General features: G+C 64.3%; 23 protein-coding genes. 12 read left to right on the top strand and 11 right to left on the bottom strand.

The genetic code is table 11. The features are described 5' to 3' along the window. Window positions 1-1,180, bottom strand: a 1,180-nt coding sequence (locus XF30_RS22600) for a DEAD/DEAH box helicase (RefSeq protein ID WP_244609003.1), incomplete at its 3' end; no start/stop codon positions are given. A gap of 300 nt (window positions 1,181-1,480) precedes the next feature. Beyond that, the gene (locus XF30_RS22595; RefSeq protein ID WP_109143894.1) at window positions 1,481-2,446 is read right to left on the bottom strand and encodes a helix-turn-helix domain-containing protein; all 966 of its coding nucleotides are present in this window, start codon (window positions 2,444-2,446) and stop codon (window positions 1,481-1,483) included. Window positions 2,447-2,648: 202 nt separating this feature from the next. On the opposite strand from XF30_RS22595, the gene XF30_RS22590 reads away from it, so the two are divergent. From XF30_RS22590 to XF30_RS22570, 3 genes are all read left to right on the top strand, one after another. Next, window positions 2,649-4,163: a caspase family protein gene (locus tag XF30_RS22590; protein ID WP_109145817.1), complete on the top strand. Its 1,515-nt coding sequence runs from the start codon at window positions 2,649-2,651 to the stop codon at window positions 4,161-4,163. Between the two features lie 1,030 nt (window positions 4,164-5,193). Continuing rightward, window positions 5,194-6,411 (top strand): FAD-dependent oxidoreductase, encoded by a 1,218-nt coding sequence (locus XF30_RS22575; protein WP_109143892.1) that lies wholly within the window; start codon window positions 5,194-5,196, stop codon window positions 6,409-6,411. Window positions 6,412-6,590: 179 nt separating this feature from the next. Continuing rightward, a complete protein-coding gene (locus XF30_RS22570) occupies window positions 6,591-7,358 on the top strand; it encodes an outer membrane protein (protein ID WP_036022935.1) in 768 nt (255 codons plus the stop codon). A 111-nt stretch (window positions 7,359-7,469) separates the two neighbouring features. Here the strand turns inward: XF30_RS22570 and XF30_RS22565 are convergent, their stop codons facing one another. The 4 genes from XF30_RS22565 to parE form a co-directional block, all read right to left on the bottom strand. Next, window positions 7,470-8,240 (bottom strand): SDR family NAD(P)-dependent oxidoreductase, encoded by a 771-nt coding sequence (locus tag XF30_RS22565; RefSeq protein ID WP_035999947.1) that lies wholly within the window; start codon window positions 8,238-8,240, stop codon window positions 7,470-7,472. A 21-nt stretch (window positions 8,241-8,261) separates the two neighbouring features. Then, window positions 8,262-8,447: a hypothetical protein gene (locus tag XF30_RS22560; RefSeq protein ID WP_036000069.1), complete on the bottom strand. Its 186-nt coding sequence runs from the start codon at window positions 8,445-8,447 to the stop codon at window positions 8,262-8,264. Between the two features lie 193 nt (window positions 8,448-8,640). Beyond that, the gene (locus tag XF30_RS22555) at window positions 8,641-9,423 is read right to left on the bottom strand and encodes an outer membrane protein (RefSeq protein WP_057029089.1); all 783 of its coding nucleotides are present in this window, start codon (window positions 9,421-9,423) and stop codon (window positions 8,641-8,643) included. 441 nt (window positions 9,424-9,864) lie between these two features. Beyond that, window positions 9,865-11,907 carry a DNA topoisomerase IV subunit B gene (parE, locus tag XF30_RS22550; protein WP_109143891.1) on the bottom strand — a complete coding sequence of 681 codons (2,043 nt, stop codon included), beginning with the start codon at window positions 11,905-11,907 and terminating at the stop codon, window positions 9,865-9,867. Window positions 11,908-12,181: 274 nt separating this feature from the next. On the opposite strand from parE, the gene XF30_RS22545 reads away from it, so the two are divergent. Then, window positions 12,182-12,712, top strand: coding sequence for a DedA family protein (locus tag XF30_RS22545; protein ID WP_035999932.1), 531 nt, complete (start codon window positions 12,182-12,184; stop codon window positions 12,710-12,712). Between the two features lie 53 nt (window positions 12,713-12,765). Here the strand turns inward: XF30_RS22545 and XF30_RS22540 are convergent, their stop codons facing one another. Then, the gene (locus tag XF30_RS22540; RefSeq protein WP_035999929.1) at window positions 12,766-13,761 is read right to left on the bottom strand and encodes an MBL fold metallo-hydrolase; all 996 of its coding nucleotides are present in this window, start codon (window positions 13,759-13,761) and stop codon (window positions 12,766-12,768) included. A 391-nt stretch (window positions 13,762-14,152) separates the two neighbouring features. Here XF30_RS22540 and XF30_RS22535 point away from each other — a divergent pair, with 391 nt between their 5' ends. Beyond that, the gene (locus XF30_RS22535; protein ID WP_109143890.1) at window positions 14,153-14,818 is read left to right on the top strand and encodes an FMN-binding negative transcriptional regulator; all 666 of its coding nucleotides are present in this window, start codon (window positions 14,153-14,155) and stop codon (window positions 14,816-14,818) included. Next, window positions 14,815-15,798 (top strand): N-acetyl-gamma-glutamyl-phosphate reductase, encoded by a 984-nt coding sequence (gene argC / locus XF30_RS22530; RefSeq protein WP_036022938.1) that lies wholly within the window; start codon window positions 14,815-14,817, stop codon window positions 15,796-15,798. Before XF30_RS22535 ends, argC begins: the two co-directional genes overlap by 4 nt. A 116-nt stretch (window positions 15,799-15,914) precedes the next feature. Here the strand turns inward: argC and XF30_RS22525 are convergent, their stop codons facing one another. Both XF30_RS22525 and XF30_RS22520 read right to left on the bottom strand, forming a co-directional pair. Further along, a complete protein-coding gene (locus tag XF30_RS22525; protein ID WP_035999918.1) occupies window positions 15,915-16,313 on the bottom strand; it encodes an MAPEG family protein in 399 nt (132 codons plus the stop codon). Between the two features lie 122 nt (window positions 16,314-16,435). After that, window positions 16,436-18,244, bottom strand: coding sequence for a PHA/PHB synthase family protein (locus tag XF30_RS22520; protein ID WP_192893221.1), 1,809 nt, complete (start codon window positions 18,242-18,244; stop codon window positions 16,436-16,438). A 254-nt stretch (window positions 18,245-18,498) separates the two neighbouring features. Between XF30_RS22520 and XF30_RS22515 the strand changes: the two genes are divergently transcribed. The 4 genes from XF30_RS22515 (at window position 18,499) to glpX (ending at window position 22,657) form a co-directional block, all read left to right on the top strand. Continuing rightward, window positions 18,499-18,774, top strand: coding sequence for a hypothetical protein (locus tag XF30_RS22515; protein ID WP_035999913.1), 276 nt, complete (start codon window positions 18,499-18,501; stop codon window positions 18,772-18,774). Window positions 18,775-19,002: 228 nt separating this feature from the next. Beyond that, a complete protein-coding gene (locus XF30_RS22510; RefSeq protein WP_109143888.1) occupies window positions 19,003-20,223 on the top strand; it encodes an LL-diaminopimelate aminotransferase in 1,221 nt (406 codons plus the stop codon). Window positions 20,224-20,251: 28 nt separating this feature from the next. Then, window positions 20,252-21,568: a homoserine dehydrogenase gene (locus tag XF30_RS22505; RefSeq protein ID WP_036022941.1), complete on the top strand. Its 1,317-nt coding sequence runs from the start codon at window positions 20,252-20,254 to the stop codon at window positions 21,566-21,568. 87 nt (window positions 21,569-21,655) lie between these two features. Beyond that, window positions 21,656-22,657, top strand: a complete 1,002-nt coding sequence (gene glpX, locus XF30_RS22500) for a class II fructose-bisphosphatase (RefSeq protein ID WP_036022942.1) — start codon at window positions 21,656-21,658, stop codon at window positions 22,655-22,657. Between the two features lie 64 nt (window positions 22,658-22,721). Here the strand turns inward: glpX and XF30_RS22495 are convergent, their stop codons facing one another. After that, the gene (locus XF30_RS22495) at window positions 22,722-23,744 is read right to left on the bottom strand and encodes a hypothetical protein (RefSeq protein WP_244609002.1); all 1,023 of its coding nucleotides are present in this window, start codon (window positions 23,742-23,744) and stop codon (window positions 22,722-22,724) included. Between the two features lie 337 nt (window positions 23,745-24,081). Here XF30_RS22495 and XF30_RS22490 point away from each other — a divergent pair, with 337 nt between their 5' ends. Both XF30_RS22490 and XF30_RS22485 read left to right on the top strand, forming a co-directional pair. Further along, entirely contained in the window at window positions 24,082-24,810 is a 729-nt protein-coding gene (locus XF30_RS22490; protein ID WP_036022944.1) for a haloacid dehalogenase type II, read from the top strand. Window positions 24,811-24,833: 23 nt separating this feature from the next. Beyond that, a complete protein-coding gene (locus XF30_RS22485) occupies window positions 24,834-25,343 on the top strand; it encodes a DUF4269 domain-containing protein (protein ID WP_109143886.1) in 510 nt (169 codons plus the stop codon). Between the two features lie 62 nt (window positions 25,344-25,405). Here XF30_RS22485 and XF30_RS22480 read toward each other — a convergent pair whose 3' ends face one another. Beyond that, window positions 25,406-26,377: an MBL fold metallo-hydrolase gene (locus tag XF30_RS22480; protein WP_057029097.1), complete on the bottom strand. Its 972-nt coding sequence runs from the start codon at window positions 26,375-26,377 to the stop codon at window positions 25,406-25,408. Window positions 26,378-26,548 lie beyond the last annotated feature (171 nt).

Here is a 26,548-nt window from a genome sequence, read left to right as displayed (position 1 = left end):
GGCCGCGCTGCTCGCGCGGACGCTCGCCTTGTTCGCCCGCTTCGGCGTGGACGTCATAGTCGCCTTCGGCGCGCGGAATGCTCTGGCCGATCAGCTTCTCGATCGCGGCCATCGACTTCTGGTCGAGCGGTGTCACGATCGAGATCGCGGTGCCGGTTCGGCCGGCGCGGCCGGTGCGGCCGATGCGGTGGACGTAATCGTCGGCGTGGTGGGGAACGTCGAAATTGAAGACGTGGCTGACCTCGGGAATGTCGAGGCCGCGGGCGGCGACGTCGGAGGCGACGAGGAGGGGCAGTTCACCCTTGCGGAACTGGTCGAGCGCGGCCATGCGGGCCGGCTGGTCCATGTCGCCATGCAGGGCACCGACGCTGAAGCCGTGCTTCTGCAGCGATTTGTGAACGATCGCGACCTCGCGCTTGCGATTGCAGAAGATGATCGCGTTCTTGAGGTCCTTGGCCTCGCGCAGCAAACGGCGGAGCAATTCGCGCTTCTCGTGCGCCTCGCGGCCGGCGGGGACCTGGGCTTGCGTCACGGTGACGGCGGTCGTGGCGGGCCTGGAGACCTCGACCTTCTGCGGATTGTGCAGGAAGGCCTCGGTGATGCGCCGGATTTCCGGCGGCATGGTCGCGGTGAAGAACAGGGTCTGCCGCGTGAAGGGGACGAGCTTGCAGATGCGCTCGATGTCGGGGATGAAGCCCATGTCCAGCATGCGGTCGGCTTCGTCGATGACGAGCAGCTCGACGCCGGTGAGCAACAGGCCGCCGCGCTCGGTGTGGTCGAGCAGGCGGCCGGGGGTGGCGATCAGCACGTCGACGCCGCGCATCAGCTTGGCATCCTGGTCGCCGAACGAGACGCCGCCGATCAGGAGGGCGACGTTGAGCTTCTGGCCGGCGCCGTAGCGATCGAAGTTTTCCTTCACCTGGGCCGCGAGCTCGCGGGTTGGCTCGAGGATCAGCGTGCGCGGCATGCGCGCCCGGGCGCGGCCCTTTTCGAGGATGGTGAGCATCGGCAGCACGAAGGCCGCGGTCTTGCCGGTGCCGGTCTGGGCGATGCCGAGCACGTCCTTGCGTGCGAGGACGTGGGGGATCGCCTGTTCCTGAATCGGGGTGGGGGTGGTGTAACCGGTGGCCGCCACTGCGGCGAGGACTTTTTCGGACAGTCCGAGATCTGAAAAGGACATTGAGCCTCTGGTCGAAACCGCCGTTCGGAATCGAGGGTAATAAGGCTGTCGCGTTCCACCCCGAAACGGCGCGCTCTCGAAGAAGCTGGGGGTGCTGACTCACGCGGACAAAGCGCAAGGCTCAGGAATCGCTCTTCGATCTGAGCCGCGTCGACCCGGAACATAGGCGGGAATTGGCCAAAGTCAATGGAGCGGGCGCGGGAAGAGCCTAAAAAGCCTGAGGTTTTTGCCCAAATCACGGGCGCGGCTGGGGTTTTCCCCCGAGCCCCCTCCGCTTGGCCGCAACCGCGAAGACAGCAGCTAACGGCCGTCCGTGCCTTTGGCCCGGAAATCACCTGGGGCCATGCCATAGGCGGCGTTGAACACCCGGTAATAGGTCGCCAGGCTCTCGAAGCCGCACGACGACGCGATGTCGGCGATCAGCCGTTCCGGCGCCTCGCGCAGCAGGCGGCGGCTCTGTTTCAGGCGCTCGTCGGTCACCGTCTGGGAAAAGCTCTTCTCTGCCATCTCGAACAGCATGTGCAGGTGACGAACGGAGACGCCGAGCAGGTCGGCCACCATGGCCGGCGCAAGATTGGGGTCCTGAAGGTGGCGCGCGATCAGCCGCCGGGCTTGCGAGAGGCGGGCGGTCCGCAGTGCCTCCTGTCCCCGCCGGCTGCCGGGCCGCACGACGCCCCGCTCGATCAGCGCCAGATGGGCCAAAGCCTGGACCAAGGACGCCTGGACGGCAGAGGCCGTATCGTCCGTGGCGATTTCGTTGAGATCGGCAAAGCAGGCCGCGAGCAGGGGCACCAGGGCCGGATCGTTGAAGGTCCGGGGCGCTAGATCGCGCATGCGCTTGTCCTGCACCGGGATGTGGCTCACGGGGATCTTGAGGATCCGCAGGTGGAAGCCCCCGATGCCCAGCGGGGCGGTGCGGTACGGCAGGTCGGTATGGCTGGTGGCGAAGCTGCCATTGGCAATGGCAAAGTCGCTTGCGCGCATGCCGCCGAACCAGCCGCCGCTGCCAAGCTGCTGGTAGACGCAGATCGCCTCACCCGGGGCATAGGCGATGTCCGACGCGCTGCGCTCGACCGCGTAGGGCGAGGCCTTCAGCTCGACGAGGCCGGCGCCGCCCAGCTTACGCAGCGAGAATTCGCCGAAGAAGTCCGCGCGCCGCTCGCGCGCGAGCTCGGCGGTGACACCGAACAACCCCTTGGCGCGCACCTCGCGCCAATAGTCGAAGCGATCCTTCGGGTCGACCTCGTCCGTACACCAGTGCAACACGGCAGCCCCTCGCTTCCGGCGAAATTGTCTGAAAGGAAACAGATTCCAGCGGAATCGGCCATAGTCGGATCGTACAATCGGAGCCCCGGGATCCTTGAACCGTCGTCAGGTCTGGGCCGACTATCACACAGCGGCAGGGGGTCCCATGAACTGCCGCTCGAAGATCGGCGGCAGGGCCGGTTCTGCAACGGGAAATTTTGCGATGACGCGTCGGCTTTTCAGAATTCTGGCGGCCCTTGGCCTCGCGGCGGGCCTGAGCGGTTTCGCAGCGCCCGCCTGTGCCGAGAAGCGCGTCGCGCTCGTCGTCGGCAACAACGACTACAAGAACGTGCCGAAGCTGCTCAAGGCGGTCAACGACGCCCGCACCATGGGCGACACGCTGAAGCAGCTCGGCTTCTCGGTGATGGTCGCCGAGAACCAGAGCCGGCAGCAATTCTCAGAGACGCTGCTCGCCTTCGACAAGGCCATCGAGCCGGGCGACACCGCGTTCTTCTTCTATGCCGGCCACGGCTTCGAGATCGCGGGCCAGAACTATCTGCTGCCGACCGACGTGCCGGCTGCGACGGAAGGGCAGGAGGAGCTGGTGCGCGACGCCTCGATCCTGGCCGACCGCATCGTCGAGCGGCTGCAGAACAAGAAGGCGCGGACCTCGATCCTGGTGTTCGACGCCTGCCGCAACAATCCGTTCGAGCGCAAGGGCACCCGCGCGGTTGCCGGCGCCGGCGGGCTCGCGCCGATGACCCAGTTGCCGGAGGGCGTGTTCTCGGTGTTCTCCGCGGGTCCCCGCCAGACCGCGCTCGATCGGCTCTCCAATGACGACGTCAATCCAAACTCAGTGTTTACGCGCACCTTCGCCAAGGAGCTGCTCAAGCCCGGCGAGAATCTGGTGCAGGTGGCGCAGCGTACCCGCCGTGCCGTCAGCGAGCTCGCCGACACCGTGAAGCACAGGCAGGTGCCGGTCTATTTCGACCAGATGGTCGACGATGTCTTCCTCAGCGGCCTCGCCAAGGACACCGCCGCGCGTTCGGACGATCCGCCGCCCACGAAGCTTGCGGCGCTACCGCCGGTGTCGGTGCCGCAGATGCCCAAGGAGGAGACCCTCAACGCGCCGATCGCGAGCTTCTCGCGTCACAATGGCGGCTGGAGCGTGACCTTCTCTTTCGCTGATCCGACGCTCGGCATTTCCTGGCGCATTGCCGGCACGGGCGATTTCCGCGAGACCGGGTTCATCGACACGCTCGATCCGCGCACCCGCAAGCGGATGCCGAACCCGTCGATCGAGCTGCCGCCGGATGCGCAGGCTGGCACCATCGAGGTCCGTTATGTCGATCAGTCCGGCGACATGCAGGGCCCGTTCCCGATCAGGTTCGATCCCGAGGCCGCGCTGATCCGCGACCAGCGCAAGATCCTCGACATGACCTCGACGAGCTGGCTGTCGTTCCGCGAGTTCAACGGGCTGCTCGTCTACTACACGCATCTCGTCTCCTACCGCTGCGCCATTCGCGAGGTGCGCATCGGCGTCGACACCGCCGTGCCCAACCAGGTGCTGAAGATGCCGCCCTGCGACATGCGCGACCCCAGCGCGGTCAGCGCCGGCATGCCGCTCTACATGAAGCTCGCGCCAAGCACGAAATCCGTCTCGGTGGAGCTGACCTATCGCGACGGCAGCGTGTCGGAGATCAAGAGCTTCAGGAGCGCGAACCGGAGCAATAATTGATGCGCTGTTCGATTGTGACGGGATGATCTTGCGCAGCGGCCGAACTTAAATCGGACAAGCCAAGGTGAAAGTGCTAGAGCCGGGAATGACAAAATTCATTATTGTCGCGCTCCTTACGACGCTTCCGGTTCTGGCTCAAACGAATCCAGTTCCCACAGCCCCACCTCTCACTGATCGCGAACGTGTCCAGGCGGACCGCGCGAAGGCTGCCGAGGATGAGAAGGGGGCTCCGGCCACGCGACCATGGGATCGCGACGCCGATGGCAAACGGCCGTGGGACCGCAAGTCGCCAAAGTCCTGAGACGCGAAGCTCGCTTCCCCCGCGGAAGGAACAACTCCTGCCGGGCTGGATTGTCTGCCAAACCAGGGAGACGATCCATGATCCGTAAATCCATCCTCGTCACGATCGCTTGTGCTGCGCTTTCGACGGCCGCCCTTGCTCAAGGAGGCGGTGGTGGCGGAGGCGGTGGTGGTGGCGCAGGCGGCGGTGGCGCAGGTGCGGGTGCCGCGGCAGGCACGGGGACCGGCGGAACCAGCGGCGGATCTGCGGCCTCATCGGGCGCGGGAATTGGAACGTCACCCAGCAATGCCAATTCCGGGCCGTCGGCTCCCTCCGGCATGGGAACGCAGGGCACCACCACAGGCGCCAACATCAACACCAATAACAGCCCGACCAATCCCAATGTTCAAGCGCCGACTGCCGCCGGCAAGTCGCCAACGGCAGCTCAGGCCGAGCGAAACATGGGTGCCGGGCGTGCTCCGAATGGGGTGCCGATCGGCAGTCCGGGGTCCGGGACCAGCAGCGAGGATCAGAAATAGTCGAACGCGATTGTCACGGAAGGCCCGCACGAAGCGGGCCTTTCATTTGGCGCCGGTCTGCTGCTCCCAACCGGCATTGATCCAACTGCGCCCTGCATAATTAGGACTCTCTTTGACCTGAATCGCGCTAGTATCGGCGGACATCTCTTCATCGATACTCACCTCGCGGTTCGCGTCTGCAGTGACACCCAACCCACAATCTGACAGGACCATGAAAGTCCGCTGCTGCGTCGTCGGCGGGGGACCTGCCGGCATGATGCTCGGCTACCTCCTGGGACGCGCCGGCATCGACGTCGTGGTGCTGGAGAAGCATGCGGATTTCTTCCGCGACTTCCGCGGCGATACCGTGCATCCGTCGACGCTTGAAGTGATGGATGAGCTCGGCCTGATCGACGGCTTCCTGAAGCTGCCGCACCAGCGCCTGCAAAAGATGGACGGCCTGTTCGGCGGCACGCCTGTGCGCATTGCCGATCTCAGCCGGCTCCATACCAAATACCCCTTCATCGCCTTCATGCCGCAATGGGACTTCTTGAATTTTCTGCGCGAGGCGGGCAGGCGCTTTGCCTCGCTCGAGGTGATGATGAGCACGGAGGCGATCGATCTGATCCGCCGCGGCGAGACGATTGCCGGCGTGCGGGCGAAGACGCCTGAGGGCATCATCGACATCGAGGCCGATCTCACCATCGCCTGCGACGGCCGGCATTCGACGGTGCGCGAGCGCGCCGGCCTTAGCGTCGAGGAGATCGGCGCGCCGATGGACGTGCTGTGGTTTCGCGCCGGGCGCAGACCCGAAGAGACCGAGAACGTGTTCGCGCGGGTCGAGCCCGGCAAGATGATGATCACCTTCGACCGCGGCGATTATTGGCAGTGCGCTTATGTCATCGCCAAGGGACAGTACGATGCGGTGAAGGCGAGGGGACTTTCGGCGCTGCTCGATGACGTCGTGCGCATGGCGCCGATCCTCCGCTCCGGCATCGCCGAGGTGAAGAGCTTCGACGACGTCAAGCTGCTCACCGTGGCGATCAACCGTCTGACGCGCTGGACGCAGCCGGGCCTGTTGTGCATCGGCGATGCCGCACATGCGATGTCGCCAATCGGCGGCGTCGGCGTCAATCTCGCCGTGCAGGACGCGGTTGCGACCGCGAACCTCCTGGCGGACAAGCTGCAGCATGGCTGCCCGTCCGAGCACGAGCTCGATGCCATTAGGCGCCGTCGCGCGTTCCCGGTGAAGATGACGCAAGCTATGCAGGTGGTCGTGCAGAACAACATTATCAGTGGCGCCTTGCAGGGCGGCGACCGGCCGCTGAAGGTGCCGCTGGTCGTGCGCCTCATCACCGCGCTGCCATGGCTGCAGGGCATCCCGGCGCGCCTGCTCGCGCTCGGCGTGCGGCCCGAGCACGTGCATCCGCGCGCCGCACCGGAATCATAAGCGTAGGACTTCGGTAGGGATAACGCGGCGTGAATTCGCGCGCGATGCGTTGCACGCTTGCAACATCGCCATCGGATTCACGGCGCGCTGCGGGCCCAACCGCCGCGTTAACCGTGTTGATTTCAATTTTAGTAAGAGCCGTCTGTGACCGTGCGTCCATCAAGGACACGGGGTGTACCATGCGTAATAAGTTGATTGCCGCCTTTGCCTGCACGACGGCTCTGGTTTCGACCGGTGCGGCCTCCGCCGCCGATCTCGGTGCGCGCTACACGAAGGCGCCCGCCTATGTCGAGCCGCTGTTCAACTGGACCGGCTTCTATGTCGGCGGCCACATCGGTGGCGCATGGACCAACCAGCAGTTCATCAACAACGGCACCGGCGCGGCGTTCGGCGATCTGCTGCCGGGAGAGGGCTATCGCCAGCGCAACGCGGGCGTCATGGGCGGCGCGCAGATCGGCTACAATTGGCAGGCCAACAATTACGTGTTCGGCGTGGAAGGCACGATTTCGGGTCTCGACAACAAGGGCTCGTTCACGAACACCGTGTTTGGCGCCGCGGATGACGTGTTCTCCTGGCGTACCAACGTGCTCGCGACCGTGGTCGGGCGCGCCGGCTTCGCCGTGCAGAACAACCTCTTCTACATCAAGGGCGGCTATGCCGGCGCGAACAACCGCCTCTCGGTCACCGACACCGTCGGTGTGGCGACGGGCTCGGGCGGACAAACCCATTGGGCCAATGGCTGGACCGTCGGCGCCGGCTGGGAATACGGCGTCACCCGCAACTGGATCGTCGGCCTCGAATACAATTACGCGGCCTTCACCAGCCAGACCTATCAGCTCGGCGGCACCTCCGGAAACTACACCTTCGATGCCAAGCCGCGCGACATCCAATGGGCCGTGGTGCGCGCGAGCTACAAGTTCGACGCACCCACCATCGCCCGCTACTGAGCACGTCGACGCAACGCGACCAACGATCAAGAAAAGCACTGTCTCAATTCAAAAGCCCCGGCGTCGTCCGGGGCTTCTTTTTTGCGTCGTTGGATGGCGCGCAGACCGACCTCAGGCCATCACCGAGAATCCGCCGTCGACCGGGATCGCGGTGCCCGTGACGAAATTCGACGCGGGCGATGCCAGGAACACGGCGATGCCGGCGAAGTCGTCGATGTCGCCCCAGCGTCCGGCAGGCGTGCGCGCCAGCACGCGTTCGTGCAGCCCCGAGACCTGCTGTCGCGCGCCGCGGGTGAGATCGGTGTCGATCCAGCCCGGCAGGATGGCATTGACCTGGATGTTGTCCGGCGCCCAGGCATTGGCGCAGGCGCGCGTATACTGCACGATGCCGCCCTTGCTGGCTGCATAGGCGGTCGCGAAGCTTGCGCCGAAGATCGACATCATCGAGCCGATGTTGATCACCTTGCCGTTGCCGGACGCCTTCAGCGCCGGATAGGCCAGCTTCGAGCACACGAAGGCGCTGGTGAGGTTGGTGTCGATCACCTTGTTCCACTCGTCGAGCTCGAGCTCGTGCGGCGGCTTGCGGATGCTCATGCCGGCATTGTTGACGAGGATGTCGATGCGGCCGAGCTCCTTGACGACACGGTCGATCATGGCTGCGACCGCCGCCTTGTCGGTCACGTCGGTGGCGACGGCGATCGCCTTCACGCCGCGCTGCCTGAGATCGGCCACGGCGGCGGCGGACTTGCTCTCGTTGCGTCCGACCACGGCGATGTCGGCGCCGGCATCGGCGAGGCCGCGCGCCATGCCGAGCCCGATGCCGCCATTGCCTCCCGTGACGATCGCGACCTTGCCGCGGAGATCGAACCGGCTGGATGTCATGCTTGAATTCCCTGGTTTCTTCTATTGGTTGCTCTGCCAGATCAGCACCAGCCCGAACCCGGCCATGGCTGCGCCATAGCCGGCCCAGTGCAGCTGGTTGACCATGAAGCTCGATCGCGGCCACGGAACCGTGCCCGTGCCCTGTCCAATCCAGAGCAGCCCGAGAGCGGTTGCAAACAGGCCTGCCACCAGCAGAAATCTGCGCATGCCTTCCTCCCATCGGTCCGCTTCTGTCGCGCTCCACGGCATCAACGACTGCCGCAGCCACGAAAACTTGCCGACAGACTAGCCGTAGCTCTGGTACGGACACAATGGGCCGTGGCCGCAAGGACGCTAGCTAGGCCCAAAACGAAAAAGCCCCGGCGATGCCGGGGCTTTGACGCTTGATCGTGAGATCAGATCAGTACTTCGCGACGACCGGACCGGTCCAGTTGAAGCGGTAGACCAGCGAGGTCGAGATCGTCTGGTTCCAGCTGTTGGCACGGACGCTGTTGATGGTCGGGAGGTCGCCGATATCGGTGCGGATAGCCTCAGTCTTGGCATTGTAGAAGGCCGAACGGTACTCGGTCTTCATGAACCAGCCGGGCGAGGTGATGCCGAAGATGTTCAGGCTGTTCTCGACGCCGCCGCCGATGAACCAGCCGTGACGATCGTAGCCATTGAGGTGAACACCGGCCGGGGTACCGCCGAGCGTCGTGAAGTTGGTGCGGCCGAAGTGAGCGCCGGAGTAACCGCCGTTGACGTAGGAGAGAACGTTCGGAGCGACCAGCCAGCCGAGGCGCACGCCCGCGGCCCAAGAGGTCTCCAGCTTCTGGTTACCAGTGATGTCGAAGATCGGATCCTGGATGGTGGAGCGGATGCTGCCGAACTGAGCGTCGCCAAACACACCGGCGACCCAGGTGCCGCTGAACTGCCAGTCGTAACCGGCGCCGACCGTACCAAACCAACCGGAACCGCCCTGACGCTGGGTGATGGTCAGCGGGGTACCCGTGGCGGTGTCGACAATCTGCTGGTCAGCATTGGAGAGGCCGCCGCCGCCGCCGCCGAAGACGTAGAAGCCGGTCCAGTTGGCGACGGGCGCCGGCATCGGGGCCTTCGCGTAGGGACGGGCGCCCAAGTCGGCAGCCGAGGCCGTGCCGGTCATCGCCGCAACCGCGGTCAGAGCGAGCAATGTCTTCTTCATTTTAAATCCCCAAACCTTGTCGGCGCGAGCGCACTGAAGTCCGTGTCATCTGATGACCGGACTATAGACGGTTCTTGCCGAAATGCTGTTGCCGGACAGGCACAGTCGCCGGAAAACGCCGGTGTGGGGGTATTTTGCGGCGGCCTCGCCCAGATCTAGAAAAAATGTTATGTTTCAAGGCCTTGACCGAATTCTGGCGACTCGATTTTGAGTAAGGTTTCGTTAGCGAATTCGGTTTTGTCCGAGACGGAGGCAATCCTGCTCCCCGCCGCAGCATCCGCTGAGTCGCTGGCCGAGTCGCCGCGAGACGAATCCGGAAAGCAACGAAGATCCCGGCAGCACACAAGGCAAACTGGTCCGAAACGGCGGCCGCTGCCCCAAGGACACAGCCCCGGCTTTGGGCCGGGGCTGTGTTGGCGTGCAGCCGGTTTGGTTGCCGCCTCAAACGTCCAGCAGCTCGTCGCTGGCAAACTCGGCCTTGTCCGAGATGAAGGCAAAGCGCGCCTCGGCCTTGGTGCCCATCAGCCGCTCGACCGAATCCGCCGTGGTGTCGCGGTCGTCGGCCAGCAGCACCACCTTGAGCAGCGTCCGCCTGGCCGGGTCCATGGTGGTCTCCTTGAGCTGCGCCGGCATCATCTCGCCGAGCCCTTTGAAGCGGTTCACCTCGACCTTGGCGTTGGCGTTGAACGCGCTCTTGAGCAGCGCCTCCTTGTGCGCGTCGTCGCGGGCGTAGACCGACTTGGAGCCGTGGGTCAGCTTGTAGAGCGGCGGCACCGCGAGGAAGAGATGGCCTTCGTCGATCAGCCGCGGCATCTGGCGATAGAAGAAGGTGATCAGGAGCGAGGCGATGTGGGCGCCGTCGACGTCGGCGTCGGTCATGATGATGATGCGCTGATAGCGCAGATCCTCCTCGCGATATTGCGCGAGCGTGCCGCAGCCGATCGCCTGCACGAGGTCGGAGAGCTGCGCATTCGCCGTCAGCTTGTCCTTGCCGGCGGAGGCGACGTTGAGGATCTTGCCGCGCAGCGGCAGCACGGCCTGGGTCTTGCGGTCGCGCGCCTGCTTGGCGCTGCCGCCGGCCGAGTCGCCCTCGACGATGAACAGCTCCGAGCCCTCGGTGCCGGCATCGGTGCAGTCGGCGAGCTTGCCGGGCAGGCGCAGCTTCTTGCCGGCCGTCTTGCGTGCGGTCTCCTTCTCCTGCCGCCGCCGCAGCCGCTCCTCGGCGCGGTCGATGACGAAGTCGAGCAGTCGGTTGGCCATGTTCGGATTGCCCGACAGCCAATGGTCGAACGGGTCCTTCATCGCCTGCTCGACGATGCGTTGCGCTTCGGCGGTGGCGAGGCGATCCTTGGTCTGGCCCTGGAATTCAGGCTCGCGCACGAACACCGAAAGCATCACGGCGGCGCCCACCATCACGTCTTCCGAGGTGACGGAGGCGGCGCGCTTGCCCTGGCCGACGCGCTCGGCGTGATCCTTCAAGCCGCGCAGCAGCGCGCTGCGCAGGCCGGATTCGTGGGTGCCGCCGTCGGGCGTCGGCACGGTGTTGGTGTAGGAGGAAAGGAAGCCGTCGGCATCCGCGGTCCAGGCCACCGCCCATTCGCAGGCGCCGTGCGCGCCGTTGCGTCCCGACTTGCCGGAGAAGATGTCCGGATGCACCAGCGTGTCGGCGTGGATCGCAGCAGCGAGATAGTCCTTGAGGCCGCCCGGGAAGTGGAACGTCGCTTCCGCCGGCACGTCCTCTACGCCTTTGAGCAGCTCGGGCGCGCAGTTCCAGCGGATCTCGACGCCGCCGAACAGGTAGGCCTTCGAGCGCGTCATCTTGAACAGGCGCTGCGGCTTGAACGCGGCCTTCTGCCCGAAGATGTCGGTGTCGGGCTTGAAGCGCACGCGCGTGCCGCGGCGGTTGTTGACCTTGCCGAGGTCCTCGAGCTTGCCCTTGGGATGGCCGCGCTCGAAGGTCATGCGGTAGAGCTTCTGGCTGCGCGCGACCTCGACCTCGAGACGCGAGGAGAGGGCGTTCACCACGGAGATGCCGACGCCGTGCAGACCGCCCGAGGTCTCGTAGACCTTGCTGTCGAACTTGCCGCCCGAATGCAGCGTGCACATGATGACTTCGAGCGCCGACTTCTTCGGGAATTTCGGATGCGGATCGATGGGGATACCGCGGCCGTTGTCGGTGACGGTCAGGAAACCGTCCGCACTCAGCTCGACTCCGATGAAGGTCGCATGCCCGGCCAACGCCTCGTCCATCGAGTTGTCGATGACTTCGGCGAACAGATGATGCAGCGCCTTCTCGTCGGTGCCGCCGATATACATGCCGGGCCGGCGCCGCACCGGTTCCAGCCCCTCGAGCACCTCGATGTCGGCTGCCGTGTAATCGGCTTCCCCCCCACTGCGCGGCGCCGCCTTGACGGCTGTGCGGGGCGTCGGCTCGTCACCGCCGAAGAAATCGTCTTTTGCTTTTGGCTTCAACTGTTTGGACATATATCTTGATGGGTTTTGAGGGCCGCAGAAGCGGCGAATCGGTTAAGCCGACTATGCCACTTCTGACTTGGAAAGGTTACCGTAGGGCGGACTGGGCGCTGTGGGTTGGGAGCGAATCCGGGCGATTTTACGCCGCAGCCTCGCCATTTCCCGGCAATTTGACGTGCCGGCTTGGTGATGTCTGGGTTTTGTGACTTGATGTCACACAAGTCCTTGGCTTACCAGTCCTTTTCATCGAGCAGCACCTTGAGACGGGGCGGGAAGGCTATTTTGGATGGAGCAGTTTGCGCACGCCCTCACTGACTTCGTGCGCGTTCACCAGGCTTGGGCAGCGCCAATCGTGTTCGTGCTGGCCTTCGGAGAGTCGCTCGCCTTCATCTCGCTGCTGGTCCCGGCCTGGGGCGCGCTGGTGGCAATCGGTGCGCTGATCGGGGTCAGCGGCATCAACTTTTTTCCGGTCTGGATTGCCGGCGCCCTCGGCGCGGCGCTGGGTGACTGGGTCTCCTACTGGTTCGGCTATCGCTACAAGGAGAAGGTCGCCGAGATGTGGCCGCTCTCGCGCTATCCGGGACTGCTCCCCAGAGGCGAGGCTTTCGTGCGCAGCTGGGGCGTCCCCAGCATCTTCATCGGGCGCTTCTTCGGACCCCTGCGCGCCTCGGTGCCGCTCGCGGCTGGCATCTTCGAGATGCCCTATTGGACCTTCCAGGCTGCAAACTTCGTCTCGGCCCTGATCTGGTCGGCCGTGCTCCTGCTGTTCGGCGACGTGCTCGCCAAGATCATGGAGTGGATCTGGCGGGTGATCTGACCGGGCAACGGGGCCGCCCGGTCAGGGCGTCAGGCCAAGCCTTCTAAGCAAGCCTACAGCGATGCGTTCCAGATCGCGGGGATCCAGCGATATCCGGAGCCGTCCTTCTCGACCCGGACGAGACCGGGGAAGGCGGCGTGGAAGGCCTGGATCGGCATCTTCTCGGCAATCGCCATGTCGTAGAGCTTGCGGCGCGTCTGCTGGGCCAGCGGTTTGTCGACGTCGGATGCGATGTTCCATTCGGGATGCTTCACGAACAGGAACGCTGCGCCCGCGGTGATATCCACCTGCACCAGCACCTTCTCGGCGCCGGAGGCGACGATGAAGGAATTGTGGCCTGGCGTGTGGCCGGGGCTCGCTACCGAGGTGATACCGGGCGCGACCTCCTTGCCGGCCTCATATTGTGTGACCTTGCGGCCCAGGGCATCGAACACGCGGCGGATGTTCTTGAAATTGTTCTCGAGGATCGGATTGCCCATCCCCTTGCTCATCTCGCCGTCATCCATCCAGAACTTCCATTCCACCGCCGGCACCATGATCTCGGCATTGGGGAAGGCGGGCTTGTTCTCGGCCGCCAGCAGGCCGTTGATGTGGTCGCCATGGAAGTGGGAGATGATGACAGTATCGACCGCCGCGCGGTCGATGCCGGCGGCGGCGAGATTGTTTTGGAATTGGCCGACCTTGCCCTTCGACTGCGTGAACTGGTCGGGACCGAGCCCGGTATCGATGACGACGAGCTTCGGTCCGGTGTTGACCACCACCGGGTTGAAGGTGTGGGTGACCTTGTCGGCCGGCAGGTGGTGCTCGGCGAACACTTTGTTGATGTCGTCCTTGCTGGCGCCGGCGGCGTAATTGTCGGTCAGATTGACGGTCGCAACGCCGTCGCAGACCACCGTGACCTGGTGGGTGCCGACATTGTAGCGATAGAAGCTCGCATTCTGCTTCTCGGCCAGCGGCGCGGCGGCGCCCGCGGGCGAAATCTTCACGAAAGGCAGGAGCGCCGATGCGGCGGCGCCGGCTAGCGTTGCGCGACGAGTAATCTCGGTCATGGTGATGTCCTGAGGCTGGGTGCGAACGGCTCGGGGCCGGCGAAGAGGTTGTGTCCCGCCGGTCGTTCTCGAAAACCCCTACTTCTAGTGGAAATTCCACGGCGGGCCGATGACATCTGTGCGCGTCCTGCCGTCGCGCGTGCGGCATCCTGCCGTCCCACTGAACCGATTTGCTCTTGACCATGGAACCAGCGGGCATTATAGCCGCGCGCCATGATCAACGCCGCGACCATTCTGTTCGCCCGTCGCCGCCGCCGCAGCTTAGCGGTTTGGGCGGTCGATCGCGTTTGAGATCATCGTCTTTGCCGCTGGACCCGATCCGCGGCATCCTCTCTCCTGTCAGCGCGATCTGATCCGGCGGTCCCCCGAGGAGGCCCAGCAGGAGACCACGATGTACACGCCACCCTTTTTCAAGCAGGACCGCGCCGCGAGCCTGAAATTCGCCGAGGAGCGCGGCTTCGGCACGATGTGCGCCTTCGATGGCAAGCGGCCGATCGCCTCGCCGTTGCCGTTCTATTTGACCTATGCCGCAGATGGCACGCCGCAGGCTGCCTTTCATCTCGCCCGTCACAATCCGCTGCTAAAGCTGGCGGGCGGCGAGGCGTCGTGGCTGCTCGCGGTCAACGGCCCGGATGCCTATGTATCGCCGGACTGGTACGTCTCGCCGGATCAGGTTCCGACCTGGCTCTACCAGTCGGTGCATCTGAGCGGGCCGGTTCGGCTGTTGTCGGATGACGAGCTGGCGGTGCAGCTCGAGACGCTCAGCGCCAAGTTCGAGGGCTGGCTGTTGCCGAAAAAGCCGTGGACGTCGGCCAAGATGACGGCGGGTCGGCTGGAGACGATGAAGAAAGGGATCGTTGGGCTGGTCATGACCGTTGAGGAGGTCGAAGGCAGCTTCAAGCTGAACCAGCACAAGTCGGATGCCGATTATGCAGCGATCGCGAATGCGCTTGACGGCGGCGATGCCGATGCCAAGCGGATCTCACAATTGATGCGGCAGGCAAGGCCGCAGATTTTCGCAGACGACACGAACATGCTCGAAGGGAGCGCATCATGAGCCTCGCTGACACCACCAAAGCTCCGGCCACCAGCGCGGCCAAGAAGCCGGCCACCGTCTTCGTCGACGGCGGCTCCGGCACCACCGGGCTCGGCATCAATGAGCGGCTGAAGCTCCAAAGCGACGTCGCGGTGAAGACCATTGCCGACGACAAGCGCAAGGATCCCGCGGCCAAGAAGGCGCTGATGGAGGAGGTGGATCTCGTCATCCTCTGCCTTCCCGACGATGCCGCCAAGGAAACCGTTGCCCTGGTCGACGGCATGGGGGCTCACGCGCCGAAGGTGCTGGATGCCTCGACCGCCTACCGGGTCGCGCCGGACTGGGCTTACGGCTTTGCGGAGCTGACGCCGGACCAGGCCGGCAAGATCAAGGCCGCGAAGAAGGTCTCCAATCCCGGCTGCTATCCTACCGGCGCGATCGCGCTGCTGCGGCCGATCGTCGATGCCGGCCTGCTGCCGCCTGATTATCCCGTCACCGTCAACGCGGTGAGCGGCTATTCCGGCGGTGGCAAGTCGATGATCGCAAGCTTCGAGGATGGCAGCGCCCCGTCCTTCGAGCTCTACGGCCTCGGCTTCGAGCACAAGCATCTGCCGGAGATGCAGCTCTATTCGAACCTAACGCGGCGGCCGATCTTCATTCCCTCGGTCGGCAACTACCGGCAGGGCATGCTGGTCTCGGTGCCGCTCCAGCTCGACACGCTGCCGGGCAAGCCCGGCGGCGCCGACCTGCAGGCGGCGATGGCAAAACGTTACGCCGGCTCGAAATACGTCAAGGTGATGCCGCTGCAAAACGAGGCGAGCAAGGGCGGCCGGCTCGAGCCGGAGGCGCTCAACGAGACCAACATGCTCGAGCTCTACGTCTTCGCCAGCGACAAATATCACCAGGCGCTATTGGTCGCCCGGCTCGACAATCTCGGCAAGGGGGCATCCGGCGCAGCCGTGCAGAACATGCGGCTGATGCTCGGCCTGCCGGAGGAGTGAGGCAGGCCTCTATCCTCCGTCATTGCGAGCGAAGCGAAGCAATCCAGAGCTTCCACCGCGGAAATAGTCTGGATTGCTTCGTCGCGAGGGCTCCTCGCAATGACGTGGAAAGTGCTTCAAACCACCCTGAAGATCGCCAGCACCAGCACGGCCTGGGCGAAGAAGCCGACGGTGAAGGCGAGGGTGCGGAACACCGGAATTCCGAGCGCATAGACGATGATGTGCGCGATGCGCGACCAGAAATAGACGGCGCAGGCGAGCACCGTCCATTTCGTGGAATAGTCGATCGCGTTCAGGATCAGCACCAGCGGGGCGAAGATGACGAGGTTCTCGACCGCGTTGTCATGGGCGAACATCAGCCGGTTGGCCCACTCCGCCTGCGGCTTGTCGCCGCGCGAGGGGTTGGCCATGGCACCGCTCAAACCGCGAACCTGGCAGCGGTTGATGATGTAGGGAACCCACAGAACTCCCGTCAGGATCACCGTCAGTGTCAGCCAGAACAATTCGCGTGTCATAGTGCCGGTCCCCTGTGTCGTCGCTGGATTGAGGCTAGAGCATGATCCGGAAAAGTGAGTAGCGGTTTTCCGAAAAGATCATGCTCAAACAATTAGTCTATACGAAAGCGCGCCGGATTCCGCTACGCGCGAACTCTGACATAGCTGCCGGGCGCGTCCTCGATCGGCGGAAATGCGTCGCTGCCGACCACGCGCGCCGGGACTTCCTCGGGGTCGAGCTCGCCCAGCCACTCCCGCCAGTCCGGCCACCATGAGCCCTTGTGCTCGGTGGCGCCCTTCATCCACTGCGCGACGCTGACGTTCTTGATGTTGTCGTTGGTCCAATACTGGTACTTGTTCGCGGCAGGCGGATTGACCACGCCCGCGATGTGGCCCGAGCCGGACAGCACGTATTTCACCGGGCCGCCGAAGAATTGCGAGCCGTAGAGCACCGATTCCGCGGGCGCGATGTGATCCTCGCGGGTGGCGAGATTGTAGACCGGCACCTTCACCTTGGAGAGATCGAGCAGGGTGTTGTCGAGCGCCATCGTGCCGGTGGAGAGCCGGTTCTCCAGGTAGCAATTGCGCAGGTAATAGGAATGGTTGGCCTGGGTCATCCGTGTCGCATCGGAGTTCCAATGCAACAGGTCGAATGCGCTCGGCTGCTGGCCCTTCAGATAGTTGCTGACCACGTAGGACCAGATCAGGTCGTTGGACCGCAGCATGTTGAAGGCCATGGCCATCTTCGAGCCTTCGAGCACGCCAACCGTTTTCATGTCCTGCTCGAGCGCCGCGATCTGCTCCTCGTCGACGAACACGAGCAGATCGCCGGCATGAGTGAAGTCGACCTGGGCCGCGAAGAACGTCGCGGACGACACGCGCTGGCGGCGCTTCTCGGCGAGCCAGGCCAGCGTGGTCGCGAGCATCGTGCCGCCGACGCAATAGCCGGCGGTGTGCACCTTCATCTCGCCGGTGATCTTCTCGATCACGTCCATCGCCGTGAGCGGGCCTTCCTTCATGTAGTCTTCCCAGCCCTTGTTGCCGAGCCGCTTGTCGGGATTGACCCATGAGATCACGAAGACGGTGATGCCCTGATCGACGCACCACTTGATGTAGGATTTCTCCGGCTTGAGATCGAGGATGTAGAACTTGTTGATCCAGGGCGGCACGATCAGGAGCGGGGTGCGCAGCACCTTCTCCGTCGTCGGCGAATACTGGATCAGCTGCATCATCTCGTTCTGGTAGATCACCTTGCCCGGCGTCGTCGCCATGTTGACGCCGACGACGAGATTGTCCGGGTTGGACTGGCGGATCTTCAGCATGCCCTTGCCGGCGGCGATGTCCTCGGCCAGCATCTTCAGGCCGCGCGCGAGGTTCTCGCCGCTGGACGCCACCGTCTCGCGCAGCACTTCGGGGTTCGTCAGCACGAAGTTCGACGGGGAGAGCGCATTGGTGACCTGCTGGACGTAGAACTCGGCCTTGCGGCGCGTGTGCGGATCGAGCCCTTCGGCGTCGCGCACCAGCTCCTGCGCCCATTTGGTCGTGAGCAGATAGAGCTGCATGACGAAGTCGAAGAACTGGTTCGACTTCCATTCCGGATCGGCAAAGCGCTTGTCGCGCGGCGAGGGCGCGATCGCGGGCTCGGCGTCCTGACCGGCCATGCGACGCACCGCCGAGCCCCACAGGTCGAGATAATCCTTGGCAAGCTTGGTCTGGAGATCGGACGAGCGGGACGTGTCCGACAGCCAATATTCGGCGACCGACGTGAACGTCTTGACGACCTCGGCAAGCTCGGCCGGCGGACGGTCCTGCACCTCGCCGCTCTCGCGCGGCTTGAGATAGGCGGCGAGCGCCTTGCCGCCGCTCTCCATCGCCCGCGCGACGTTCATCGCAAAGGCTTCGGCATCGAACTTCGTCTCGGGTTTCGGCGTATCGGTCGTGGCCATACTCATGAGCAGAACAGTAACAATTCATTCCGTATTCGTCACCGCGAAGCTCGCAGGTTTGACGTTAAACACTCTCGAAGATGTGTTGCACTGCGACAAATCTTCTTGGTTCCGTCACAATCGGGCCGCACGGCTCGGTTTGTTGGGCATCGGTTGTTTTCTCGCTCGCACCATTTGGGCAGCAATGGTTTGAGCTTGGGCACGGTCTTGGGTAAGCTTGCCCCGGGGCCGTGCATTGGGACGAGTAGGGGATTTCCCAAGTGTTGGCGTTGTGGGACCTGCAAAAGACGCTGCCGATCTGCGGCGCGGTGCTGATCGCGGCGCTCGCCCTGGGCGGGTGTTCGAGCCAACTCGCGGATCTGGCGCCCGCGGATGCGCCGCCGCGTACCAGGGAGCCCGGGAGCTATCTGCCCGTGCACGATCTGCCCCCGGATCGCGATCAGGCGATCATCCCGCTGGAGCAGCGCGCCAAGATCGAGGCCGAGCTCGCCGCCGCGCGCGATCGCCAGGCCGCTGCCGCCAAGGACGCCAAATAGGCCCGTGGCCGCGAGACCGGCAAGGTAATCGCTGGCGCCTCCGCTTTGCCGTGCTAAAAGACCTCGGTTCAGCCTGGAGTCAGGGCGAACGACTTCAATCTTCGTTGCCGACGATTGCTCTAAGTATTTGATTCTGAGTAATTTTCGCGATGGAGCCTGAGTGCTTTCGTGCCGGCCCTCGCGGCCTGTCGATTCTGTCCTGACCGGTTGCCCGGAGCCCAGAGAGCCATGGAAGAATTTTACCGCATTCGCCGCCTTCCGCCTTACGTGTTCGAGCAGGTCAACCGGGCCAAGGCGGCTGCGCGCAATGCCGGCGCCGACATCATTGACCTCGGCATGGGCAATCCGGACCTGCCGGCGCCGGCGCATGTGCTGGAGAAGCTGAAGGAGACGCTCGGCAAGCCGCGCACCGACCGCTACTCGGCCTCGCGCGGCATCCCCGGGCTGCGCCGGGCCCAGGCCGCCTATTACGCCCGCCGCTTCGGCGTGAAGCTGAACCCCGACACTCAGGTCGTGGCGACGCTGGGTTCGAAGGAAGGTTTCGCCAATGTGGCGCAGGCGATCACCGCGCCGGGCGACGTCATCCTCTGTCCGAACCCGAGCTACCCGATTCACGCCTTCGGTTTCTTGATGGCGGGCGGCGTCATCCGCTCGGTGCCTTCGGAGCCGACGCCGCAATTCTTCGAGGCGGCGGAGCGGGCGATCGTGCATTCGATCCCCAAGCCGCTCGCGCTCGTCGTCTGCTATCCCTCGAACCCGACCGCTTATGTCGCGAGCCTCGACTTCTACAAGGACCTCGTCGCCTTCGCGAAGAAGCACGAGATCCTGATCCTGTCCGATCTCGCTTATGCCGAGGTCTATTTCGACGAGAGCAACCCGCCGCCCTCGGTGCTGGAGGTGCCGGGCGCGATGGACTGCACCGTCGAGTTCACCTCGATGTCGAAGACCTATTCGATGGCCGGCTGGCGCATGGGCTTTGCAGTCGGCAATGAGCGCGTGATCGCAGCGCTCGCCCGCGTCAAATCCTATCTCGATTACGGCGCGTTCACGCCGGTGCAGGTCGCGGCGACCGCCGCGCTGAACGGCCCCGACGATTGCATCAAGGAGATGCGCGACACCTACCGCAAGCGCCGCGACGCGCTGGTGGAATCGTTCGGCCGGGCGGGGTGGGAAATCCCGGCGCCGGAGGCCTCGATGTTCGCCTGGGTGCCGCTGCCGGAAGCCTTCCGCAGCGTCGGCAGCATGCAGTTCGCGACCCTGTTGGTGGAGAAATCCGGCGTCGCGGTCTCGCCCGGCGTCGGCTTCGGCGAGCATGGTGAAGGATATGTCCGCATCGCCATGGTGGAAAACGAGCAACGGATCAGGCAGGCCGCGCGCGGCGTCCGCCGCTTCCTTGAAAGCGGCATCGAAACGTTGCACAACGTGGTTCCTCTCGCCAATCGGCGGTAATTCTCTTCTGCAGGTTTTCTGAAGTATCATGGTCGCACCGCTGAAAGTGGGCATAGCGGGGCTCGGCACCGTGGGTGCCGAGGTTATCCGTTTGATCGAAACACAGGCGCGCGTGCTCGCAGGGCGCAGCGGCCGGGGCATCCGCGTGGTTGCGGTCACCGCGCGTTCGAAGGCGAAGAAGCGCGGCATCGACCTGCGCGGCTTCGATTGGGCGAAGGACCCGATCGCGCTCGCCACGCATCCGGAGGTCGATTGCTTCGTCGAGCTGATGGGCGGCGCCGGCGATCCCGCGCTGTCGGCGGTGGACGCTGCGCTCGGTGCCGGCAAGTCGGTCGTCACAGCAAACAAGGCGCTGCTCGCCAAGCACGGCCTCAAGCTGGCCAAGGCGGCTGAAAAGCACGGCGGTGCGCTGAATTTCGAGGCAGCGGTCGGCGCCGCGATCCCCGTCATCAAGACGTTGCGCGAAGGGCTTGCCGGAACCGGCGTCAACCGCGTCTACGGCATCCTCAACGGCACCTGCAATTACATCCTGACCCGGATGGAGCAGGAGGGCCTGTCCTTCGCCGAATGCCTCAAGGATGCCCAGCGGCTCGGCTATGCCGAGGCCAATCCGTCCTTCGACGTCGACGGCCACGACACCGCGCAGAAGCTCGCCATTCTCGCCAGCCTCGCTTTCGGCACGAAAGTTGCTCAAAGTGCGGTGTATGTCGAAGGTATCTCCTCCATCGCGCCGGAAGATCTTCGCGCCGCCGACGATCTCGGTTATCGGCTCAAACTGCTCGGCGTTGCCGTTCGCACCGCCAAGGGCATCGAGCAGCGCGTGCATCCGACCATGGTGCCGAAATCCTCCTCGATCGCGCAGGTGATGGGTGTCACCAATGCGGTCACGATCGATGGCGAAGGCATTCCGCCGATCACGCTGGTCGGCCCCGGCGCGGGCGGTGCCGCGACCGCATCCGCCGTCGTCGCCGATATCGCCGACGTCGCGCGCGGCATCCGCGCCAATCCGTTCGGCCGGCCGATCGGGCAGCTGCGCGACACCAAGAAGGCGCCGATGGAGCGCCACGAGGGCGGCTATTACATTCGCCTGCTCGCCCGCGATTTCCCCGGCACTGCGGCCGCGATCGCGACGCGGCTTGCCGAGCAGAAGATTTCGATCGAGTCGATCGTGCAGCGTCATCCCAATGGCGGCGCTGCGCCCACTGACGGCAAGGCTGTCCCGGTGCCCGTCATCCTGATCACCTATGCCACTCACGAGGATGCCGTGCGCCGTGCGCTCGCCGCCGTGCAGAAGGACAAGGTGATCAGCGGGCGGCCGCAGGTGATCCGGATCGAGAAGAACTGAGGCGGTCGTTCGTTCGAACGAACACCGGGCGTTGTGAGTTGATGCGGGCGGAGATTTCCGTCCCAAACGTTTCGAAGGAGTAAGCCGATGTCGACCCATATTGAAGTCCCCCCGCACGCCTTGCTCGAGCGCATTCTCACGCTGGAGATCGTGCGGGTGACGGAGCGGGCGGCGGTGTCGTCGGCGCGGTTGCGCGGCCACGGCAACGAGAAGGCGGCCGACCAGGCCGCCGTCGACGCCATGAGGCGCGAGCTCAACAAGCTGCCGATCCAGGGCACCATCGTGATCGGCGAGGGCGAACGCGACGAGGCGCCGATGCTCTATATCGGCGAGCAGGTCGGCCTCAAGGCAGGTCCCGAGGTCGATATCGCGGTCGACCCGCTCGAAGGCACCACGCTGTGCGCCAAGAACATGCCGGGCTCGATCGCCACCATGGCGATGGCTGACGGCGGCACGCTGCTGCACGCCCCCGACGTCTACATGCAGAAGCTCGCGATCGGCCCCGGCTACGACAAGGGCGTCGTCGATCTCGATGCCTCGCCGGCCGACAATGTCCGCCGCCTCGCCAAGGCCAAGGGCGTGAAGCCCGAGGGCATCACCGTTCTCGTGCTCGACCGTCCGCGCCATGCCGACATCATTTCGAGCGTGCGCTCGACCGGTGCGGCCGTACGCCTGATCACCGACGGCGACGTTGCCGGCGTCATCCATTGCGCCGACCCCGACAACACCGGCGTCGACATGTATCTCGGCACCGGCGGTGCACCGGAAGGCGTGCTCGCCGCCGTGGCGCTGCGCTGCATCGGCGGCCAGATGCAGTGCCGCCTCATCCTCGATTCCGAGGAGAAGCGCGAGCGCGCCGCCAAGATGGGCGTCAACGATCCCAAGATGATCTACGGCATCGAGGACATGGCACGCGGCGACTGCCTGTTCGCCGCCACCGGCGTCACCACGGGCTCGCTGCTCTCAGGCGTCAAGTTCCGCAAGGACGGTGTGATCGAGACCGAGACGGTGGTGATGCGCTCCGTCACCGGCACCGTGCGCTACATCAAGGCCGAGCATCGCGAGCTGGCAAAGTTCCATCTGGATTGAGGCCGCGGTCATCCGCGCGCGATTGCTCGGCGCTTTGGTCGCAGACGGATCCGTCGTCTGTCTGCTATGGGCTGCGATGCGGTGCCGGGGCGAACATGTGCAGGTCGCGCAACATCAGAGCCAGCATGACGGCCCCCTGGAGCTGCCCAACCTCATCGGCCCAGGGCTGAAGAATGGACTTCGCGGTCGCCATGTCTCCGCGCGCGAGCGCGCTGCGCGCGTTTATGTCGGCCTCGGCATAGGTGTCAGTTGCAATCATACGGGACAGCGCCTGCGCGAGGCCTTCATCGAAGCTCTCCAGGCGTACTTCGGAGACGTAGTGATCAGGCTTGAGACCGATTTTGTTTCTTGGATGCGCCGGATCGAAATGCCCAACCTTTGCCAGCATGATCAGCAGAGGATGATTTCCGGCGATGGAAGGAGGAATGATCGGATAGGTCCTGATTCTCCCCGATCGATCATCAAGAGATGAGAAGGAGATGACCGGCCCAAGGTTGAAGCGCGACTTGCGATGGAGCACAGCAACGCGATGGTCGATCTCGGAGTCCGGTTTGAACACCTCACCGTTCTTGAAGCTCGCGTCGGGGTCGGCAGCGATGAGAAATGCCGAGAGCTGGGCAACCCGGCCGGTGACGGTGCGTTCGTCAAGCCCGTCCACCTCAAACTCGATCTCTCGTCCAGCGAACGCGGACAATCCGAGCGTATAAGGTCCCAGGGTCTTGCCGGAACGGAAGGGGACGATGTCCATCCACAATCCGAACGGCTGATCTGGATACGCCTCGAACGCGCGGCTTGACTGCTCCAGCCACATCTCGGGGGAACGGCCGATTTTTCCGTCCCAGATGACGGCGACAACATTAGGCAGTGCCGCAACCACGGCACCCACAAAGGCGGTCGTGAGGTACGTATTCTCGGCAAAATCCAGCGCTTTCGTTTCCGTATTGCCTTCGGCAGAGCCCATCGGCGCGACCACGAGGTGCGCACGATGGCGTCGAGCGGCGTGGAAAGCTTCCGGCCACAGCCAGGAAGCCCGCTCCCACAATTGCTGATCGAAAGGTATCGGCGCAGGCATCAGGAGGATCGTCATGAGATGATCTCCTGCGCGGATGAACAGGGGACCGTCAGCACCGTCGCTCGGTGCGAAGGTGCTACGGTTCCAGCGTATGTCGGCATGACGAACGCGTAAGAACTGGATCAAAGCCTCCTCGTCCGGGAGGCGGGCATCCTCGAGCAATATGTATGCGACAGAGACGGTTGTCATGGCCGGTGCGCTTCACCCCGACGAGTTGAGGTAGGCGACCAAACTCGTCCCTCACGTGCTTGATGCGCCGAACTAGCGCTATTGTTGCATGGAACGGATCATGCTTTAAAGCCCTCGATCTCGGCCGGCTAGCCGGGCCAAAACAAAATCAGCGGAGCGAAGCATGACCACACCATCCAATCTCTCCGCCGTCAAAGCCCTCGTCTTCGACGTGTTCGGCACAGTCGTGGACTGGCGCACCAGCCTGATTACCGACTTCATGTGGTGGAGCAAGCAGCGCGGCATCACCGCCGATTGGACCGCGCTGGTCGACGGCTGGCGCGGCATGTACATGGCCTCGATGGACGACGTGCGCCAACATCCCGAGCGCGGCTACGTCATGCTCGACGATCTGCATCGCCGCTCGCTGGAGCAGCTGGTCGATCAATTCGCGATCAGGGGCCTCACCGAGGCCGATCTCGACTACCTCACCAAAGGCTGGCACCGCCTGCATCCCTGGCCCGACAGCGTCGCCGGCTTGATGCGGCTGAAATCAAAGTTCGTGATCTCGCCGCTCTCGAACGGCAACGTCGCGCTGCTCACCAACATGGCGAAGTTCGCCGGCCTGCCGTGGGACCTCATCATGTCGGCCGAGCTGTTCGAGCACTACAAGCCCGATCCGGAAACCTATCTCGGCGCAGCAAAGCTGCTCTGCCTCAAGCCGGAAGAGGTGATGATGGTCGCGGCCCACAATGGCGATCTCGCTGCCGCCCAGAAGAACGGATTGAAGACCGCCTTCGTGGCGCGACCGACCGAATACGGCCCGCTTCAGAAGGTCGATTTCGAAGCAACCGGCAAGTGGGACATCGTCGCGAAGGATTTTGGCGGCATCGCCGATCAGCTCGGCTGCTGACATTCGCGGCGCAGCGGCGATCAATGGACTACGAAAGTGCGATCGGCAGTTCGGGATTGCTCGACGAGCTGCGGGAGTTCGATCCACGCGTGGTCGGGACGCTGCCTTTGGGGCTTGCGACGCCATTGAGCGACATCGATGTCGTCTGCCATGTTCTGGACGCGGTGGCTTTCGCCGAAGTGATCTGGCGCCGGTACCGCGCCTGTGGCGGGTTTGCGCTCTACCAATGGTGCTCCAGCCGGCGGCCGGTGGTCGCCCGCTTCGAGTGGGACGGCTGGCCGTTCGAGCTGTTCGGCGATCCCAGGCCGGTCGATCAGCAGGAAGGCTGGCTGCACTTCGAAATCGAGCGGAGGTTGCTCGCGCTCGACGACGGGCGTCTGCGCAAAGCCGTGGCCGACCATAGGGCGCGCGGGATGAAGACCGAGCCCGCGTTTGCCGCCGCGCTCGGCATTGCCGGGGACCCGTATTCCGCATTGCTTGCATTGGGCCGTGAGAGCGACGCCCAGCTGCGGGCCCGCCTGGAGTGCCTGTAAGGTTCGCCGCGTGGGACCGCACAGATCCGGGCGGCTCGCGCCGCCCGGATCTGAACTGACGGCTACAACGTCATCTTCATCGGCTCCGGATAGTAGCGGAAACCATCTCCGGCTTTGGCGACATGGCCATAGCCTGGCCAGGCGAAGTGATAGGACATCACCGGGATCTTGTTCGCCGCCAGCATCGTCAGCAGCTTGACGCGCGACTCCGCCGCCTGCTTCGGGTCGGAATCGTAGGAGAACTCCATCCGTGGCTTCTCCAGCAGCAGCACCGAATGGTGCGAGAGATCGCCGAGGAAGGCGAACGACTTGCCGGCCGACGTCACCATGAAGATGGTGTGGCCGACGGTGTGGCCGGGGGCCGCGATCGCCTGCACGCCGGGCAGGAATTCCTCGCCATCCTTGAAGAATTTGATCCGATCCCGGACCGGCAGCAGGTTCTTGCGGGCGTGGATGACGAAATCCTTGGCCGCGCTGCCGAGCTTGCCTTCGTCGGTCCAGAAGTCGAAATCGCTCTGGGCAATGTAGACTTGCGCGTTGGGGAACAGCGGCTTGCCGCCCTCGTCGACGATGCCGCCGATATGATCGATATGGGCATGCGAGCACACGACGGCATCGATGTCGCCCGGCTTGATGCCGGCCTCCGTCATGCTCTTCTGCTGCCGTCCGGTGCTGGCGCCGAACATCTTCGATGAGCCCATGCCCGTGTCGAACAGGATGAGCTTGTCACCGGTGTTCACGATCGGAGAGTTCTGTTCGAGCACGACATTGTCCGGCGACAGGAAATTGTCGGTCAGCATCTTCTTGACCTCTTCCTTGGGAACGCCGGTGAAGGTCCCGGAGGGATCGCCGAGCGGAAGCGGTCCGTCGGATACCACGGTCACCTCGGCATCGCCGAGAATGAAGCGGTGCCAGTAGGGCGTCTGGGTGCCGAGCTTGGGCGCCCGCGCCATCGCGCTGCTGCCGAGCATGGCGCTGGCGCCGAGACCGGCCCCGAGTGCGAGTAGGGACCGACGCGAGACATCGAATGTCATTCTTTTCCTCCGCTTTCGTCTTTTGTTTTGCGCAATCGTTGGCGCGGTAAGCGGCCGCCCGATCGGCCACGTGGCCGGAGGGCGGCGGAAAGCATGCTGCGCCGGTTGCGACAAGCTAGCAAGTGGAATTACCCGGTACGGCACGCTGAACGAGAACGATAGCCGGAGCGC

This window comes from Bradyrhizobium sp. SUTN9-2 (assembly GCF_003122645.1).
GTDB lineage: Bacteria > Pseudomonadota > Alphaproteobacteria > Rhizobiales > Xanthobacteraceae > Bradyrhizobium > Bradyrhizobium yuanmingense.
This window is presented reverse-complemented; position numbering and strand designations above follow the sequence as displayed.